At 40.9% G+C, this 15318-nt stretch carries 16 protein-coding genes; 4 read left to right on the forward strand and 12 right to left on the reverse strand.

Annotation, left to right across the window (positions count from 1 at the left end; all coding sequences use genetic code 11):
* Positions 1 to 6 precede the first annotated feature (6 nt).
* From CWB60_RS04545 to dnaK, 9 genes are all read right to left on the reverse strand, one after another.
* On the reverse strand, positions 7 to 1425 hold the full coding sequence (locus tag CWB60_RS04545; RefSeq protein WP_138579081.1) for a coniferyl aldehyde dehydrogenase: 1419 nt from the start codon (positions 1423 to 1425) through the stop codon (positions 7 to 9).
* A 155-nt stretch (positions 1426 to 1580) separates the two neighbouring features.
* Positions 1581 to 3305: a sensor histidine kinase gene (locus CWB60_RS04550; protein ID WP_138579083.1), complete on the reverse strand. Its 1725-nt coding sequence runs from the start codon at positions 3303 to 3305 to the stop codon at positions 1581 to 1583.
* Positions 3306 to 3476: 171 nt separating this feature from the next.
* Positions 3477 to 3743, reverse strand: a complete 267-nt coding sequence (locus CWB60_RS04555) for a CBU_0592 family membrane protein (protein ID WP_138579085.1) — start codon at positions 3741 to 3743, stop codon at positions 3477 to 3479.
* Between the two features lie 186 nt (positions 3744 to 3929).
* Positions 3930 to 4181: a hypothetical protein gene (locus CWB60_RS04560; RefSeq protein ID WP_004588717.1), complete on the reverse strand. Its 252-nt coding sequence runs from the start codon at positions 4179 to 4181 to the stop codon at positions 3930 to 3932.
* A 157-nt stretch (positions 4182 to 4338) separates the two neighbouring features.
* The gene (locus CWB60_RS04565; protein ID WP_024031358.1) at positions 4339 to 4707 is read right to left on the reverse strand and encodes a response regulator; all 369 of its coding nucleotides are present in this window, start codon (positions 4705 to 4707) and stop codon (positions 4339 to 4341) included.
* 52 nt (positions 4708 to 4759) lie between these two features.
* Entirely contained in the window at positions 4760 to 5164 is a 405-nt protein-coding gene (locus tag CWB60_RS04570) for a DUF1761 domain-containing protein (protein ID WP_004588719.1), read from the reverse strand.
* A gap of 120 nt (positions 5165 to 5284) precedes the next feature.
* Positions 5285 to 5746: a Cys-tRNA(Pro) deacylase gene (gene ybaK / locus CWB60_RS04575; protein ID WP_138579087.1), complete on the reverse strand. Its 462-nt coding sequence runs from the start codon at positions 5744 to 5746 to the stop codon at positions 5285 to 5287.
* 301 nt (positions 5747 to 6047) lie between these two features.
* Positions 6048 to 7190, reverse strand: coding sequence for a molecular chaperone DnaJ (dnaJ, locus tag CWB60_RS04580; protein ID WP_024031901.1), 1143 nt, complete (start codon positions 7188 to 7190; stop codon positions 6048 to 6050).
* 201 nt (positions 7191 to 7391) lie between these two features.
* Entirely contained in the window at positions 7392 to 9311 is a 1920-nt protein-coding gene (gene dnaK / locus CWB60_RS04585) for a molecular chaperone DnaK (RefSeq protein ID WP_024031902.1), read from the reverse strand.
* A gap of 241 nt (positions 9312 to 9552) precedes the next feature.
* On the opposite strand from dnaK, the gene CWB60_RS04590 reads away from it, so the two are divergent.
* A complete protein-coding gene (locus CWB60_RS04590; RefSeq protein ID WP_138579089.1) occupies positions 9553 to 10374 on the forward strand; it encodes a thioesterase family protein in 822 nt (273 codons plus the stop codon).
* A 24-nt stretch (positions 10375 to 10398) separates the two neighbouring features.
* Here CWB60_RS04590 and CWB60_RS20915 read toward each other — a convergent pair whose 3' ends face one another.
* Positions 10399 to 10620, reverse strand: coding sequence for a transporter substrate-binding domain-containing protein (locus CWB60_RS20915; RefSeq protein WP_249318336.1), 222 nt, complete (start codon positions 10618 to 10620; stop codon positions 10399 to 10401).
* Between the two features lie 29 nt (positions 10621 to 10649).
* Entirely contained in the window at positions 10650 to 11084 is a 435-nt protein-coding gene (locus CWB60_RS20920) for a transporter substrate-binding domain-containing protein (protein WP_249318337.1), read from the reverse strand.
* A gap of 206 nt (positions 11085 to 11290) precedes the next feature.
* Between CWB60_RS20920 and CWB60_RS04600 the strand changes: the two genes are divergently transcribed.
* The 3 genes from CWB60_RS04600 to CWB60_RS04610 are packed head-to-tail and all read left to right on the forward strand — an operon-like array spanning position 11291 to position 14717.
* A complete protein-coding gene (locus CWB60_RS04600) occupies positions 11291 to 12457 on the forward strand; it encodes a paraquat-inducible protein A (protein WP_236695089.1) in 1167 nt (388 codons plus the stop codon).
* On the forward strand, positions 12454 to 14109 hold the full coding sequence (pqiB, locus tag CWB60_RS04605; RefSeq protein WP_029771939.1) for an intermembrane transport protein PqiB: 1656 nt from the start codon (positions 12454 to 12456) through the stop codon (positions 14107 to 14109). The genes CWB60_RS04600 and pqiB overlap by 4 nt, the downstream gene beginning before the upstream one ends.
* Positions 14109 to 14717: a PqiC family protein gene (locus CWB60_RS04610; RefSeq protein ID WP_024031907.1), complete on the forward strand. Its 609-nt coding sequence runs from the start codon at positions 14109 to 14111 to the stop codon at positions 14715 to 14717. The genes pqiB and CWB60_RS04610 overlap by 1 nt, the downstream gene beginning before the upstream one ends.
* On the opposite strand, the gene CWB60_RS04615 is transcribed toward CWB60_RS04610, so the two are convergent.
* Positions 14714 to 15214, reverse strand: coding sequence for a GNAT family N-acetyltransferase (locus CWB60_RS04615; protein WP_138579091.1), 501 nt, complete (start codon positions 15212 to 15214; stop codon positions 14714 to 14716). The genes CWB60_RS04610 and CWB60_RS04615 overlap by 4 nt on opposite strands.
* Positions 15215 to 15318: the final 104 nt, after the last annotated feature.

Raw genomic sequence — 15318 nt, forward strand, 5'->3', positions numbered from 1 at the left:
ACCAATTTACTTAATATATAAAAATTTAAGCAGCTTAATAATAAGGTTGCTCTGTTTGAGTAAAAGCGCGGTACGCGGGTTAAACGAGCTAGACACCAAGGTGTTTTTTGCATGACTAAAGGTTAAAAACCCCTCTTTACCATGATAATGCCCCATTCCTGAATGCCCAACGCCACCAAATGGCACATCGTCTGCTGTCACCTGCACTAAGGCATCGTTTACAGCAACTGTACCACTTAATGTTTGCTCCATGATGTAATCTTGAGCGTGCTTATCTTGGCCTAAAATATATAGCGCTAAAGGGTGATTATGCGCTTTTATGTAGCTAATTGCCTCATCGAGCTTTTCGTAGGTTTTAATAGGCAAAATGGGGCCAAATAACTCATCTTGCATTAGCGTCATATCATCGCTAGGCGCGGTAACAATATGCAAACCCATTCTATGCTTTTGTTTGTCTTGCTGGTTTTGATCTAGCGGCTTAATTACTTGCGCACCTAACTGCTGTGCTTGTGTTAAATACCCTTCTAAACGAGTGTAATGCGCATCGCTAATAATTGACGTTAAGTTTTTGCCTTCAACCCCGTCTTTAAAGTGCTTTTTATAAAGCTCGCACAATTGCTGCACCAGCTGATGCTCAAGGGCCTTAGGCACAAATACATAATCTGGGGCTACACAAATTTGCCCCGCATTAGCCATTTTACCAAACAATAATGTTTGCGCTGCTTTTTTAATATTAGCTTGCTCAGTAATGATCACCGGCGACTTACCACCAAGCTCCAAGGTAACAGGAGTTAAATTTTCGCTGGCCGCTTTCATAACCAGCTTGCCCACTGACGTTGAGCCAGTAAACAGCAGATGTGCAAATGGCAGTGCAGAAAACTCACTCGCTACATTGCTTGCCCCTAACACCACTTTACAGTGCGCTTGTAGCTCGTCTGCAAATATTTTTTCGATGACTGCATTAGTATGCGGGGTAAATTCGCTGAGCTTAAGCATAACTCTATTACCTGCAGCAATGGCGGTAATAACAGGCACTAATGCCAATTGTATGGGGTAATTCCATGGTGCAATCACACCAACTACACCAAGTGGCTGGTAAGTCACACTCACTTTTGATGGCCACAAACTCAAGCTAGTTGAGCGCTTACTGGGTTTTGCCCATTTTGGCAGTTTTTTAATTATGTGCGCTAAACCCTGAACCGTTGGCAGAATATCGCCAAGTAACGTATCGAACGCGGTTCTGTAGCCAAAGTCTTTTGATGCTGCATCGATAAGCGCTTGTTCATTGCTAACAATTCGTTTGTGCAGCGTTTTTAATAATACGATACGCTTATCTATCGGGAGGTACGACTGGGCTAAAAAGCTATTTTGCAGCTCATTAAACGTATCGCTGAGTGACGGTGTGTGTGTGCTATCAGTATCCAAAAGGTGCTACTCGTGTATCATTTTGCTACGACTATAACGCCGTTCTGATTTTCGAGCAATAACACTAACTATCTAAAAATTACCGTTTTTGTAGGAACAAATAGCCACAATTAACCACTACTCGCTCAATAATTTAGCCCTTAAATTACTTTTATTTAGCTCGTTAGCGGCTCACAAGGAAGCGTAATAATAAATTTAGCGCCGCCTTGCTCGCGGTTCTGTGCGCTTAGCGTGCCATTAAGCGCGCTAATAATTTGCTTAGAAATACACAACCCAAGCCCTAGCCCATCAACCGATTTAGTACTGTAAAAAGGCTCAAAAATAGTCTCTATATCGTGCACTTCTATGCCTGGACCGGTATCTTCAATACACAGTTGCACACTATTATTTAGATAATTGGCACTGATACTCAGCTCGCGAGTAATACACCCTTGCATTGCTTGGCTGGCATTCGATATTAAGTTAACTAACACTTCTTCAAGGGCCGCTTTATCTGCTAACACGTTTAATTGGCTGTCAATTTTAGGCGGTAAAACACTTATATTGTCCTGCTTTAGCTGGTTTTTATTAATCTCAAGTGCCTTGGCTACTGATTCACTTAATGGCACTTCGCTAATAATCGCTTTTGCAGAATCAGAAAAATAATTTAGCTGTGCAACTATCTTATGCACTCTTGCTACTAAGGATTCAATAAACTGTAAATTTTCGTTTAGGGCTTCAAACTTTCCTTTAGCTAGCAAGCGTTTAGCACTGGCTAAGTAAGTATTAATGGTATTAAGCGGGTGATTAATTTCGTGGTTAAAGCCCATGCTAAGCTGGCCAATTGTTGCAAGCTTAGTTGATTGTACAAGCGCATCTTGCTGTGCTTTAAAAGCATTGGTACGTGCACTAATTTCCTGACTGACACTGTGATGGGAATAAACCAGCTTTTTAACGCCAACAAAGCGCCTTAAAACAACATACCCTAGGGCAATAATAAGCGCATAAATTACCACAAAGCCAAATAACGCCGGTAATTGGGCAATATTTGCATTAGATACATTTACTAATACGGTAACCGATGCGTTCAAAAAACGTAATTTTTGCTCTACCGATAAATAGTTATGCTCATCAATTGTGCTAAACAGTAACCTTTGTGATGTGTAATTTGAATGGGCAATCAGCTTAGGTTGATAATCTAAATACGCTCGACGCTGAGCGATGTCTCGCCGATGAGTAATATCAAGCGTAGAAAACGTATTCAGGCGCCAATTTTCCATATCTGAAATAGCAATCACGCTATCTTCTAGCTGCACGTAAAAGTGGCTGCCCTTGGCGGTATTTAAAAGCTCACGGTCACTTTCAAATTTGTTCACATTAACTTTTAAAACAACAACCCCTACCGCTTGATTATTGTTATAAATGGCTTGTGAAAAATAGATGCCACGCTCTTTTGTACGCATACCTACGGCAAAATACGCTACTTTCTCCCCTGCAAATGCGCGCTTAAAATACGGTCTAAACGACAGATCGCTGCCTAAAAAGTTATGATCGGCCTGCCAGTTACTGCTTGCAATCACAGCGCCTTGTTCATCAAGAATATAAATATCTGAGGCACCACTGGCTTGTTGTATATCAGCTAAGTAGTTATTAATCTTTTTTTCGTTATTTTGCGCCGCACCTAAAAAATCAATAACCTCATTGTTATAGGTAAGAAGCTGAGGAATTTTTGAAAAACGCGCAAGCTCAGCATCAATATAATGCTTTAACTGAGTTGCTTGCTGGGCTGCTTTTTGCTCGGCCTGATTATAATAATGAGTTCGGCCATAGCAAAACACGACCGACAATAGCACTATCAGTACAACAAAAGATAAAAGAAGTTTTTTAGAAAAGGAGAACATGCCCTAGCTCACAACAAAATAGCTATAAAATTTAAGGGCGCTAGTTTAACGGGTTATGGGCGCTAACAACAGAAACTTTGTGTTAACAAATACAATAAATCTTAATTTATTTATAAACTGCTGCAAGTCTGTACTGACTCGCAACAGTAAACATCATTAGCGGTACTAAAATTACGAGTTAGTGGCTAATTGAGGCTTATTTTTAACGTACTTGTATAAGCCGATCAGTGAAGCTGCAATCCAGAAAATCTCAATTACAAAGCTTGCAAGGTTAAAGTTGTAACACAAACTTATTAACAGCAAAATTGCCCCTGTTAAATTCATTATGTTGTACAATAACCCCGTTGGGGATGCTTTATTAAGTTGTAATAAAAAGAATGCACCAACAACTAAGAAAGTACCCGCCATACCTACAATATCAAATAACAGTGCTATCACACGTTTATCCTTTGCTTAAAAAACCCAACTAACTGGCCCTATCCTTGGGGAGGGTGTTTTTCAATCATTGAAACAGCAAAACCGAGCGAGTATATCAGGCTTGTTTATTGGTACAAGGTCAATTGTCCGCCTTACTAAGCAGCAAATCTAAGTTTTTCTAGTTATTACATTTTTAAACGTATTGGGTTATTTAAAGGTAACCTTACCGCCAATTATTTTATAAGCTGGCGTACCGCGTATGATTGCTGGGCGCGCAAATGGGCGCTCGCATTGGGGGCAAATACACGGTGTAGTTGTGTAATCTTGGGTTATTCGCTCTATAAAACATTTAACTAAAGCGCCTTTGCCGCCTTTTCTATATTTAAACAGCGCCGCTTTACAAGCAGAGCAAAAAATATCGACTGTTTTAGTCGGCCCTTTTTTATTTGGCTTAGCCATACACTCCTTAACATATCTACGTAGATACAAAGCAGGCATTTTAGCAGTTAATAAATAAAAACGTTACAGAAGCTAGGCAAACTGCCTAATAAGCGGTGAAGAAAAACGCAGGGGATTAAATAATAGGTACGGTATAAAACGCCATAAAAGCGTTTCGCTAATCTCTAAAAAACAAGCGGTTTAATTGCGCTGATAACACATTCATATTAAATGGTTTAATAATAAACCCCGACACTTTTGCTTTAATAACTTGTTTTACTGTATCAGCGTTATCTTCACACGTGACCATAATAACAGGTAAATCGACTAAGGCTTGGTCGTGGCGTATGTTATCGAGCAAGTTTACACCGTCTACTTTAGGCATATGTAGGTCGGTTATTACTAAATCAAATTTTTGCTGACGCAGTATTTTTAACGCCTGTTGGCCGTCAGTTGCCTCCACAACATTTTTGTAATCAAGCTGCCTTAACATATTAATTAACACGTGGCGCATAAGTGGCATATCATCAACGACTAATATTTTCATAATTATCTTTATTATATTTTAGCGCTTAAAGGTGGCGCCTTATTTAGCGTACTTAGGGCCATACACCTATAATAAAACCCATTAATGTAAATTGTAATGTGTAATACCCTGCATTAATTATAAATAACTTGATTGGCCGCTGCTCATAAATGTAACTGAGCCCCAGCGAGCTACCTACCCAAAACAAACCGATGGCAAAACCTGTAAAGGCGCCCTCTCCCATTCCTGCCTCTTTACCTAAAAATAATGAAAGCACCACCGCCGACAAAAGTGCAAGTACCATACTGCCGCCAAAAATTAACGCCGGTTTTGCTGTTTGTAAATCAAGCTCCGTAAGGCCTGTACACTCTAACCAGGCATTTTTAAAAAAAGCGTTTGAATACCAAATACCGCCAAGCATAAAAGAGGAAAGCGCCGCCACAAGCACGGCAAAAAAATTAACATCAGTAAAATTCATACATACTGCCATAATGCATAGTGTACAAGGGTATTTTGACTGTAGTTAAAAATACCCTAAGCAGCAAATTATCGCCTTTAAAATTTACGGTTTAGGGCGTGTTGGTTTTTGTGGAGGTTTTTAAAAATCGCCATAGGTGGCACTCGTTTGTGCCTTTAAATCGGTTGGCGAAAGCGCTACCTCAAGCCCTCGCTTACCTGCACTTACATACACTGTTTTAAAGGCCATAGCACTTGAATGAATAAAAGTGGTTAGGCGCTTTTTTTGCCCAAGCGGGCTAACCCCTCCCAAAATATACCCTGTGGCGGCTTGTACCTTTGGCGCGCTTGCCATTGCGATCTTTTTAGCGTGACTGAGTTTGGCCAATTGCTTTAAATTTACTTGCTGGGAAACCGGTGTAACGGCAACAATTAACTGCCCTTCATTGGTTTCAAGCACGAGGGTTTTAAATACCTGCTCACTGTTAAGGTTTAACTTTTCAACGGCTTCTTGACCATAACGTGTTGTATTAGCATCGTGTTGATAACTGAGTACATCGTGAGGCACATTTTGTTTTTTCAGTAATTCTATTGCCGGGGTCATACAATTTAGCCACATTATTTTAAGCGCTTTATTAATCTACAATAAGGGTTAATCATTTTGAAGAGTAACTTAATAGCAAATACGTAAAAAGCCTTTTATTGACGAGGGTATAGGGACAAAGGGTAAAGCAGTGTGGGGGCAATTGCCTAAGGCAACAAAATAGCTCTGTGAATTAATCGATTGAGTATACGCAATTTATAATATTGCTAAGTCGTGCCCAGTAAAATGGTTAAATCACATGAATTTGAGCCAAAAAAAACGGTGCATCAAGCACCGTTTTTTTAGTTTTTACGATAAATAATTACTTAGTTAAATCGTCAAAAAACTTTTTAACGCCGTCAAAAAAGCCTTGCTCTTTAGGACGGTTTTTTGAGCTATCTTTGCCCATGCTCTCGTCTAACTCTTTAAGTAACTCGCGTTGACGCTCGTTTAAGTTAACTGGCGTTTCAATCACTACTTTACAAATTAAATCACCTTGAGCACCACTACGAACCGATTTAACACCTTTGCCACGCATACGGAACATTTTGCCCGTTTGTGTTTCAGACGGTATTTTAAGTTTTGCACGGCCATCAAGCGTAGGCACTTCAATTTCGCCACCTAAACCTGCGGTAGTAAAGCTAATTGGCACTTCGCAGTACAAGTTATTCGCATCGCGTACAAAAATTGGGTGTTCGCGTACAGATACTTGCACGTATAAATCGCCAGCTGGCGCTCCGTGCATACCCGCTTCGCCTTCACCGGTTAAACGAATACGATCGCCTGTGTCTACGCCTGCTGGAATTTTAACTGACAACGTTTTCGTTTTCTCAACGCGCCCTTGTCCGTGACACTTATCACATGGGTCTGAAATAATCTGACCTTGTCCCTGACACGTTGGGCACGTTTGTTGAACAGCAAAGAAACCTTGGCGCATTTGTACTTGGCCAGCACCATGACACGTAGTACATGTTTTAGGCTTAGAGCCCGCTTTTGCACCACTGCCATCACATGGCTTACAGCTAACCCATGTAGGTACTTTTATTTCTACTTCTTTACCACGGACCGCTTCTTCTAAGCTTAGGTCCATGTTGTAACGTAAATCTGATCCACGTTGTTGACGCGATTGACGACGGCCACCACCGCCACCAAAAATGTCACCGAACACATCACCAAAAATATCACCAAAATCGCCTTGACCACCACCGCCAAAGCCACCGTGACCGCCGCCACCGCCTTGTTCAAAGGCAGCATGGCCGTATTGGTCATACATTTGACGTTTTTGATCGTCGGTTAAAATCTCGTAAGCTTCTTTTACTTCTTTAAATTTAGTTTCGAGATCTTTATCACCGGCGGTACGATCTGGGTGATATTTCATCGCTAAGCGTTTATACGCTTTTTTTATGTCTCTCTCGCTTGCATCTTTGCTTACGCCGAGAACTTCGTAATAATCGCGTTTTGACATATCTATCACACTACTCTTTTCTATTTGCAGCTAGGCTGCGGGATAAACCGATAAATCACATCGATTTATCATGAAAATTTTAAACCTTAAATACATACAAAAGGCGCGACAAGCTGTAGCCTGCGCGCCTCAAAATTTCATCCTACCCTAAAAACTTGAGCAAATCATGTTGTTTAGGCTAGTTAGAAGCTTAGCTGACAATTACTTGTCGTCTTTTACTTCTTCAAACTCAGCATCAACTACATCGTCGTCTTGCTTAGCAGACTGTTGTGGTTGCTCGCCTGCATCTGCGCCACCTTGTTGCGCTTTAGCTTGAGCGATTTCCATTAGCTTTTGAGACTTTTCAGCAAGTGCTTGCGTTTTAGCTTCAATTTCTGCTTTGTCGTCGCTCTTAATAGCTGCTTCAAGGTCAACAACAGCTGCTTCAATTGCATCTTTGTCTTCGCTTGGCAGTGCATCGCCAGCTTCTTCAATTTGCTTGCGAGTACCGTGTACCATTGCATCAGCTTGGTTACGAGTTGCTACTAGCTCTTCAAACTTTTTATCTTCTTCCGCGTTAGCTTCTGCATCACGAACCATTTTTTCTACTTCTTCATCGCTTAAGCCTGAAGACGCTTGAATCGTGATTTTTTGCTCTTTACCTGTATCTTTATCTTTCGCTGATACATGTAAGATACCATCCGCATCTACATCGAAAGTTACTTCGATTTGTGGAGTACCACGTTGTGCTGGACGAATACCTTCTAGGTTAAATTGACCTAGAGATTTGTTGTCGCTAGCACGCTTGCGCTCACCTTGTAGTACGTGAATCGTAACGGCAGATTGGTTATCTTCTGCTGTAGAGAAAGTTTGCGATTTCTTAGTAGGAATCGTTGTATTTTTCTCAATTAGCGCGGTCATTACTGAGCCCATTGTCTCAATACCTAGCGATAATGGAGACACGTCTAGTAATAGTACGTCTTTAACGTCACCTGCTAATACACCACCTTGAATTGCCGCGCCTACTGCTACAGCTTCATCAGGGTTAACATCTTTACGTGGCTCTTTACCAAAGAACTCAGCAACTGTTTTTTGTACTAGTGGCATACGTGTTTGACCACCTACTAAAATGATATCGTTAATATCATTTACAGATAAATCAGCATCCGCTAGTGCACGTTTAAGTGGCTCAATTGACTTAGTTACTAAGTCTTCAACTAATGACTCAAGTTTAGCACGCGTTAGTTTAACGTTCATGTGCTTAGGACCTGATGCATCGGCAGTTACGTACGGAAGGTTAACTTCTGTAGATTGTGCAGATGATAGTTCAATTTTCGCTTTTTCAGCCGCTTCTTTAACACGTTGCATAGCAAGCGGATCGTTTTGTAAATCGATGCCTTGGTCTTTCTTGAATTCAGCTACTAAGTAGTTGATTACGCGGTTATCGAAATCTTCACCACCTAAGTGAGTGTCACCGTTTGTAGCAAGTACTTCAAATGTGTGCTCGCCTTCAACTTCATCAATTTCAATGATTGATAAATCGAAAGTACCACCACCTAAGTCGTATACTGCAACAACGTTTTCACCTTTGTTTTTGTCCATGCCGTAAGCAAGGGCAGCAGCTGTTGGCTCATTGATGATACGTTTAACTTCAAGACCCGCGATACGACCAGCATCTTTTGTTGCTTGACGTTGTGAATCGTTAAAGTATGCAGGTACTGTGATTACAGCTTCAGTTACTTCTTCACCTAAGAAGTCTTCTGCTGTTTTCTTCATTTTTTTAAGTACTTCTGCAGAAATTTGTGGTGCAGCGCGTTTTTCACCGCCCGCTTCAACCCATGCATCGCCGTTATCAGCTTTGATGATTTTGAACGGCATAATACCGATATCGCGTTGTACTTCTTCGTCTTCAAAACGACGACCAATTAAACGCTTAATTGCAAATAACGTGTTAGTTGGGTTAGTAACCGCTTGACGCTTAGCAGGTTGACCTACTAGAGTCTCACCGTCTTGCGTGTAAGCAATAATAGACGGGGTTGTGCGATCGCCTTCCGCATTTTCAATAACACGTGCTTTATCACCATCAAGTACTGCAACACAAGAGTTTGTAGTACCTAAATCGATTCCAATAATTTTACCCATGAATCTTCTCCAACTTCAAATTCGTTAATACGTTCGATGACTAGTAAATAGGGATGCCACAAAGTTAATTCAACTGTAAAAATGAAAAAAAATTCATTTTTTGTAATTTATTTAACAAAAAACCTTAATAAAAGTAGGGTTTGATGTTTTTTACGCCAAATACACCTATTCAACACAACTAGTCTGACCAGTTGTTATGTGCTATATATGTCTGATAATGATAATTTCAAGGATATTAACGATGCATTTTGATGACTTATTAAAACAAGCCTCTGCTATTTCAAGCTCTTCTTCGGCTTCGCTTGCCAATAACAGCAATACAATGGAGTTTCCTGCTAATTGGTGCCAAGGTAGAACCGCTTTTGGTGGCCTTTCTGCTGCACTACTTTATCAAGCAATCAGAAAACACATTGACCCAAGTAGACGATTACTGTCTTTAAGCACTAATTTTGTTGGGCCGCTGCTTGCCGACACGCCTTTTTCATTGTCAGTTGAAATTTTACGCCAAGGTAAAAGCAGTACTCAGGTATTAGCTAAAGTGATTCAGAGTGAACAAGTGTGCGTTATTGTCCAAGCGTGTTTTGCTATTGATAGGCAATCGGGTGTTAATGTACCGGTTAGTAAAGAAATGGGACTAAAGCCTGTGGATGCACGTCATACATTGCCGTTTATTGAAGGGCAAATGCCTGAGTTTTTCCAACATGTTGATTTATGTCCGCAGCAAGGCGCTATGCCTTTTAGCGCTGCACAGACCTCGCATTTAGGCGGCTGGATGCGCTTTAAACATACCCCAGAGGCAATTACCGAAGCACATATAATAGCCCTTACCGATGCCTGGCCTCCTACATTATTACAAATGTTTAAACAGCCGGCTCCTGCAAGCAGCATGTCGTGGTATTTAGAATTTGTACAAGAGCCAACGCTTACACCCGGTGAATGGTTAGGCTTTGAAGCAATTACACATCATGCTAAAGGGGGTTATGGCTTAGAAGATGGCTGTATTTGGTCGCAATCGGGGGAGCTAATTGCTTTGACACGTCAAACCGTTGCTTTGTTTGATTAAGTACCCCTTAGCTTTCTAATGAGCTTAGTGGTAACCACTCATTATTTGTTGATATTTTCCCTTTGCTTTTATAGTTAGCAGGCCTTTATCAAATGTTTTTTGCAGCACTGCGTTGTTAAAATAAGCAGGGCGTGGGGCTTTGGGAAAAATTGGGTGAATATTAACGGGTAATGAGTGCGCATAGTCATTGTTATAGTAATGAAATATGCGCTCATCGAGGATAATTACATCCACCCAGTCTTTCATTAGCCTATCGACTTGCGCACGCTGATTGACTACTTCTTCATAACTTGCAAACTGAGCAACCCTTTTGCAAATGGGGGTGGTAAATAAGCTGTTGCATGTTGAAATCCTAATACACTTTTATTGTTTAGCTCTTTTATAGTATCAATAGTAAAGTTGCGTTTTTTAAGTGATACCGCCACATTTTTGTAACTCAATACTGGCTGACTAGGGTAAATACCTGCGCCGCGCTTTCCTGCGTAATTAAGCAGTATATCCACATTACCGCTATGTAGTTGCTGCTCGGCGCGCTTGTTAGACATGTAAATAACCACAATATTGTCTAAGCCCTGCTCAATAAGTGCCGCTTTAATTATATTAAGTTGTATACCCGTATCTGTTTTTTCTATTACATAGGGAGGAATAGTCGCACTGGCAGCAATCACAATTGGCTGTTTTTGCCATGCGGCAGACACTGGCGGGCTCATAAAAAAACAGCTAATAAAGCAAAGTAATAACAGCCTCACATCTATCCTTAACATATTGTTATTGCGCTTAATGATGAATCGCGTTGTATTAATAACTTAAATATAGCAAAATTGCGTAAACATTCTTCTTTGATGGTTATAACTTGCAAACAATTTGCCCGTGCTGCGACCTAATAATTGATATACCCGCAATAGCCGATAAGCAAATGGCCGTGTGCCCGCATTGTCACCATAAGTTGTGCGAAGGCGATGTAAACAACGACAGTAAAGTAGTTGCGCTAAGTATTGGCTCATTATTAATGCTATTAAGCAGCATGTTTTACCCGTTTATTTCTTTTAGTAGCAGCGGCATAACGCAAACCATCACCCTGCCCGATGCTGCCCGAATTTTATTTAATTACGACAGTGAGTTACTTGGCTTATTTATTGATTTAAGCATTATTGCGCTGCCAATGAGCTTACTGATCATTCTTATTCCTATGCATCTTGGGCTTTTGCAATCCTTGCCTGAGGCCATCGCTAGGCGATTGCTCAAGTTTACCTTGGCCCTTGAGCCGTGGATCATGTCTGAAATATTTTTAATTGGCGTGTTAGTAAGCATGGTTAAAATTATGTCGCTTGCCGACATTAGTTTTGGCACCAGCTTTTGGGCATATATTGGCTTTGTTATTATGTATATTGCGGCGCTTGCCCATTTAAATAAGCCGCGCTTATGGGCACATATTAAACCAGCAACAACACTCGAAGACGCAGCACATGCCAAACGCGCTATTGATCAAAACATTAAAGCTTGCCATGTATGCCATCAACTGTGTAAAAGTAGTATTTGCCCGCGTTGTCACACTAAAACCCATGTAAGAAACCCCAACAGTGTTCAAAAAGCAACGGCATGGTTGGTGACCTCTGTGCTGTGTTACATACCTGCAAACCTATTACCAATAATGCACACCACCAGCCTGGGTGATGTGTCACCGTCAACCTTAATTGGCGGCGTACTGACACTTTGGAAAAGTGGTTCCTACCCTATTGCTGCCATTATATTTTTGGCCAGCGTAGTGGTGCCACTGGCCAAAGCCTTTGTGCTGAGTTTTTTATGCATTATGGTGGCAAAACCTGCTAACAAGCACACAAAAGGATATACTAAAATTTATCAACTTACTGAATTTATTGGCAAATGGTCAATGATCGATGTATTTGTTGTTGCTATACTCGTTGCCTTAGTGCAACTAGGCAACTTAATGTCAATTACCCCAGGGCTAGGCATTGTATTTTTTACTGTTATGGTAATATGCCAAATGATGGCTGCACATGCGTTTGATCCGCGCTTGTTGTGGGATACACCAAAAAACAAACATTCAGAGAATAAAGCATGACCGAAACGGCTAATGTAACAACAAAACCAAAGATTTCTGCTATTTGGATTATTCCACTGATAGCCTTATTAGTTGGTATATGGATGTTGTATCAATACCAAGCAAATGTAGGCCCTACTATTTATATAAAAATGCCCCACGCAGAGGGCATTATTGCAGGTAAAACAGAAATAAAAGTGCGCAGTGTTAAAATTGGTCAAATTGATGCTATACGCCTTTCTGACTCGCAAGATAGCGTTATTGCCCGCGCACAAATAGACAAAAACTATAATGAGCTCCTCACCGACGATGCCAAAATTTGGGTTGTTAAACCCCGTATAGACGAAACGGGCATTAGTGGTATGAGTACGCTTTTGTCGGGTGTTTATTTAGAGTTTTCACCGGGGGAGAGTAAAAAACTAAAAGAGCGTTTTGTATTACAAGACGAGCCAGCCCTTATTGGTAAAGATGTAAAAGGTGGGCGTTTTCAGTTACTCAGCTACAACGCTGAAGTGCTAGAGGTAAGCACTGGGATATTTTTTAAAAACTACAAAATAGGCCAAATAGAAACCGCTACTTTTGACTGGAAAAACCAAGCAATGAAGTACGGTATTTTTATTAACGAGCCGTATCAAAACCTCATAACATTAAACTCTATATTTTGGGTTAATGCCGGCATTGAAATAGATTTGTCGGCCGATGGTATTAATATAAGTACCGGCTCATTAAGTAAACTCCTCAAAGGAGGTATTTCGGTTGGCTTACCAGAGCAACAAGCCCCAGGCGACTTAGCCCAAGACGGCCACAATTTTTCGCTAAGCCAAAGCTACAAAGAAGCACTAGAAGAGCGCTTTTACGACTTTGATTACTACATTATTGATTTTGAACAATCTATACGTGGCCTAAGACCCGGCGCGCCTGTGGAATATCGCGGCACCCGAATTGGTACCGTGGTAGAAGCCCCCGCTAACGTTATTGTTAATGGCAAACCTGCACATTTTAAAAACCATAATACGGCGGTGCCGGTACTGATTAAAATAGAGTATGGCCGTTTATATCACGATAGCGCAGCGGCCAAAGAGTTTTGGCAAAGTAGCCTAACCGGCTGGATAAAAAATGGTATGCGCGCTTCTTTAAAACCTGGCAACCTTTTAACTGGCGCAGTGTATGTAGATTTTGATATATACCCCGACGCACCAAAAGCGCATTTAGCAAAGCTTGCCCAGTATGATGTATTTCCGAGTATTTCTAGCGGCATTACGGTGCTTGCCGATCAGGTCTCGGATGTGCTTAACAAGGTAAACGATTTAAAAATTGAAGACAGCCTAGCGCAAATGCAGGCTACATTTAGTGACTACCAAGCGCTTGCTAACGAAATGCGTGCTTTATTAAGCCAAAAAGATACCCAAAACTTACCCGGCGACTTTAACCGTAACTTTGATAAAATGACCAAAAGTATGGAGCAGTTTGAAGTGACCATGCGTCAATTTGATAAAACCATGGCAAGTTATCAGGCCGGCTCTGAGTTTCATCATCAATTACAGCAAACCTTGCTTGAATTTAAACGCTTAAGTGAAGAAATTCAGCCCCTTACACGGGGTTTAAACGAACAACCTAATATGTTTATTTTTGACAAAGCACTCCCTGCTGATCCACAACCAAGGAAGCAATAATGAAACACTTATTTTTAGCCATAACCGTGTTAATTACCCTTGCAGGGTGCAGTGCGTCAATTCAAACCGCAACGCAGTATTATCAGTTTGAACAACCCATTGCTTCATCATCACGCCATGTAAAAGAAACTGATGCCCAATTAAGAGTGCAAACCGTTGCCCTTAGAGGCGCTTTAAATAATTTGGGCATAGCAATGAAAATTGATAGCAACCAAATTCATGCGGCAAATTACAACCTATGGGGTGAATCGCCCGATGTGATGCTAACCGCTACAGCGCAACAAACCCTTTTTAATGCAATGCCTAATTGGATGGTCATTAAGGGCTTACCGGTAATTACCGAGCTTGATCAGCAAACGTTTTACGAGCTTGAATATGAAGTGCACCACTTTAATGGTGATATGCAAGGCAACGCTGATATTTCTGGCCTGTGGCGCTTATATTACACCCACCCAGAAACCGGCCGCCGCCTAATTAGTGTGCATAATTTTTCGCATGTAGTTCCAATAGAAGATGACGGTTACGATGGCTTAGTGGCTACCCTTGAGCAAACTTGGCAAAACATAAACCTAAGCGTAGCAAAAGCCATAGAGCAAGCGCGTCTTTAATAACCATATATAATTACGGCGGTTTTATCATTATTAATAACCGCCTTGCCTACCCTATTAAAACCTAACTTTAATAATACACACTGAGAAGCGGTGTTATTAGCTGCGCAGATAGCACTGACCTGCTTTATCCCAAGAGTGTGCCTATTATGTAATAGCGCTTTGGCCGCTTCAAAAATATAACCGTTTTTCTCATAACGGGTTAACAAGGCAAAACCTAAATCTGGCAGTTGCAGTACATCGCGTTTATAAAAACCCACAACTCCTACTACTTCACCATTGTGTAAAGTAATAATATAAGGGCCAAACCCCTGGTGTTTATGGGATGCCCTAAACGATTGCTCAATGTAACGCTTGGCATCGCTGTGCGTATAAATGGCTTTATCACCAATATATTTTATAAAATTTGGCTGATTCACCAAAGTAAGTAACATGGCTGCATCGTGCTCATTTGCATAGCGCAATAATAAACGTTGGGTTTTAAATACGGCCTCCACGTTATCTCCTATAAAAAGTTATTTTGTACGTAAATTTTTATTGACTGAAATACAAAACCGGATTATTTTGCGCCGATGTTTTTACAGGCACAACAATAGCGGCA

The organism is Pseudoalteromonas sp. S327, from assembly GCF_005886415.1.
GTDB lineage: Bacteria > Pseudomonadota > Gammaproteobacteria > Enterobacterales > Alteromonadaceae > Pseudoalteromonas > Pseudoalteromonas atlantica.

Excerpts from the sequence above, each read along its gene's own strand:
- CWB60_RS04570 (WP_004588719.1), bottom strand. The coding sequence starts at position 5,164 with ATGAATTTTACTGATGTTAATTTTTTTGCCGTGCTTGTGGCGGCGCTT.
- CWB60_RS04565 (WP_024031358.1), bottom strand. The coding sequence starts at position 4,707 with ATGAAAATATTAGTCGTTGATGATATGCCACTTATGCGCCACGTGTTA.
- CWB60_RS20915 (WP_249318336.1), bottom strand. The coding sequence starts at position 10,620 with ATGAAAGACTGGGTGGATGTAATTATCCTCGATGAGCGCATATTTCAT.
- CWB60_RS04550 (WP_138579083.1), bottom strand. The coding sequence starts at position 3,305 with ATGTTCTCCTTTTCTAAAAAACTTCTTTTATCTTTTGTTGTACTGATA.
- ybaK (WP_138579087.1), bottom strand. The coding sequence starts at position 5,746 with ATGACCCCGGCAATAGAATTACTGAAAAAACAAAATGTGCCTCACGAT.
- dnaK (WP_024031902.1), bottom strand. The coding sequence starts at position 9,311 with ATGGGTAAAATTATTGGAATCGATTTAGGTACTACAAACTCTTGTGTT.
- CWB60_RS20920 (WP_249318337.1), bottom strand. The coding sequence starts at position 11,084 with ATGAGCCCGCCAGTGTCTGCCGCATGGCAAAAACAGCCAATTGTGATT.
- CWB60_RS04560 (WP_004588717.1), bottom strand. The coding sequence starts at position 4,181 with ATGGCTAAGCCAAATAAAAAAGGGCCGACTAAAACAGTCGATATTTTT.
- CWB60_RS04600 (WP_236695089.1), top strand. The coding sequence starts at position 11,291 with ATGGCCGTGTGCCCGCATTGTCACCATAAGTTGTGCGAAGGCGATGTA.
- CWB60_RS04610 (WP_024031907.1), top strand. The coding sequence starts at position 14,109 with ATGAAACACTTATTTTTAGCCATAACCGTGTTAATTACCCTTGCAGGG.
- CWB60_RS04590 (WP_138579089.1), top strand. The coding sequence starts at position 9,553 with ATGCATTTTGATGACTTATTAAAACAAGCCTCTGCTATTTCAAGCTCT.
- dnaJ (WP_024031901.1), bottom strand. The coding sequence starts at position 7,190 with ATGTCAAAACGCGATTATTACGAAGTTCTCGGCGTAAGCAAAGATGCA.
- pqiB (WP_029771939.1), top strand. The coding sequence starts at position 12,454 with ATGACCGAAACGGCTAATGTAACAACAAAACCAAAGATTTCTGCTATT.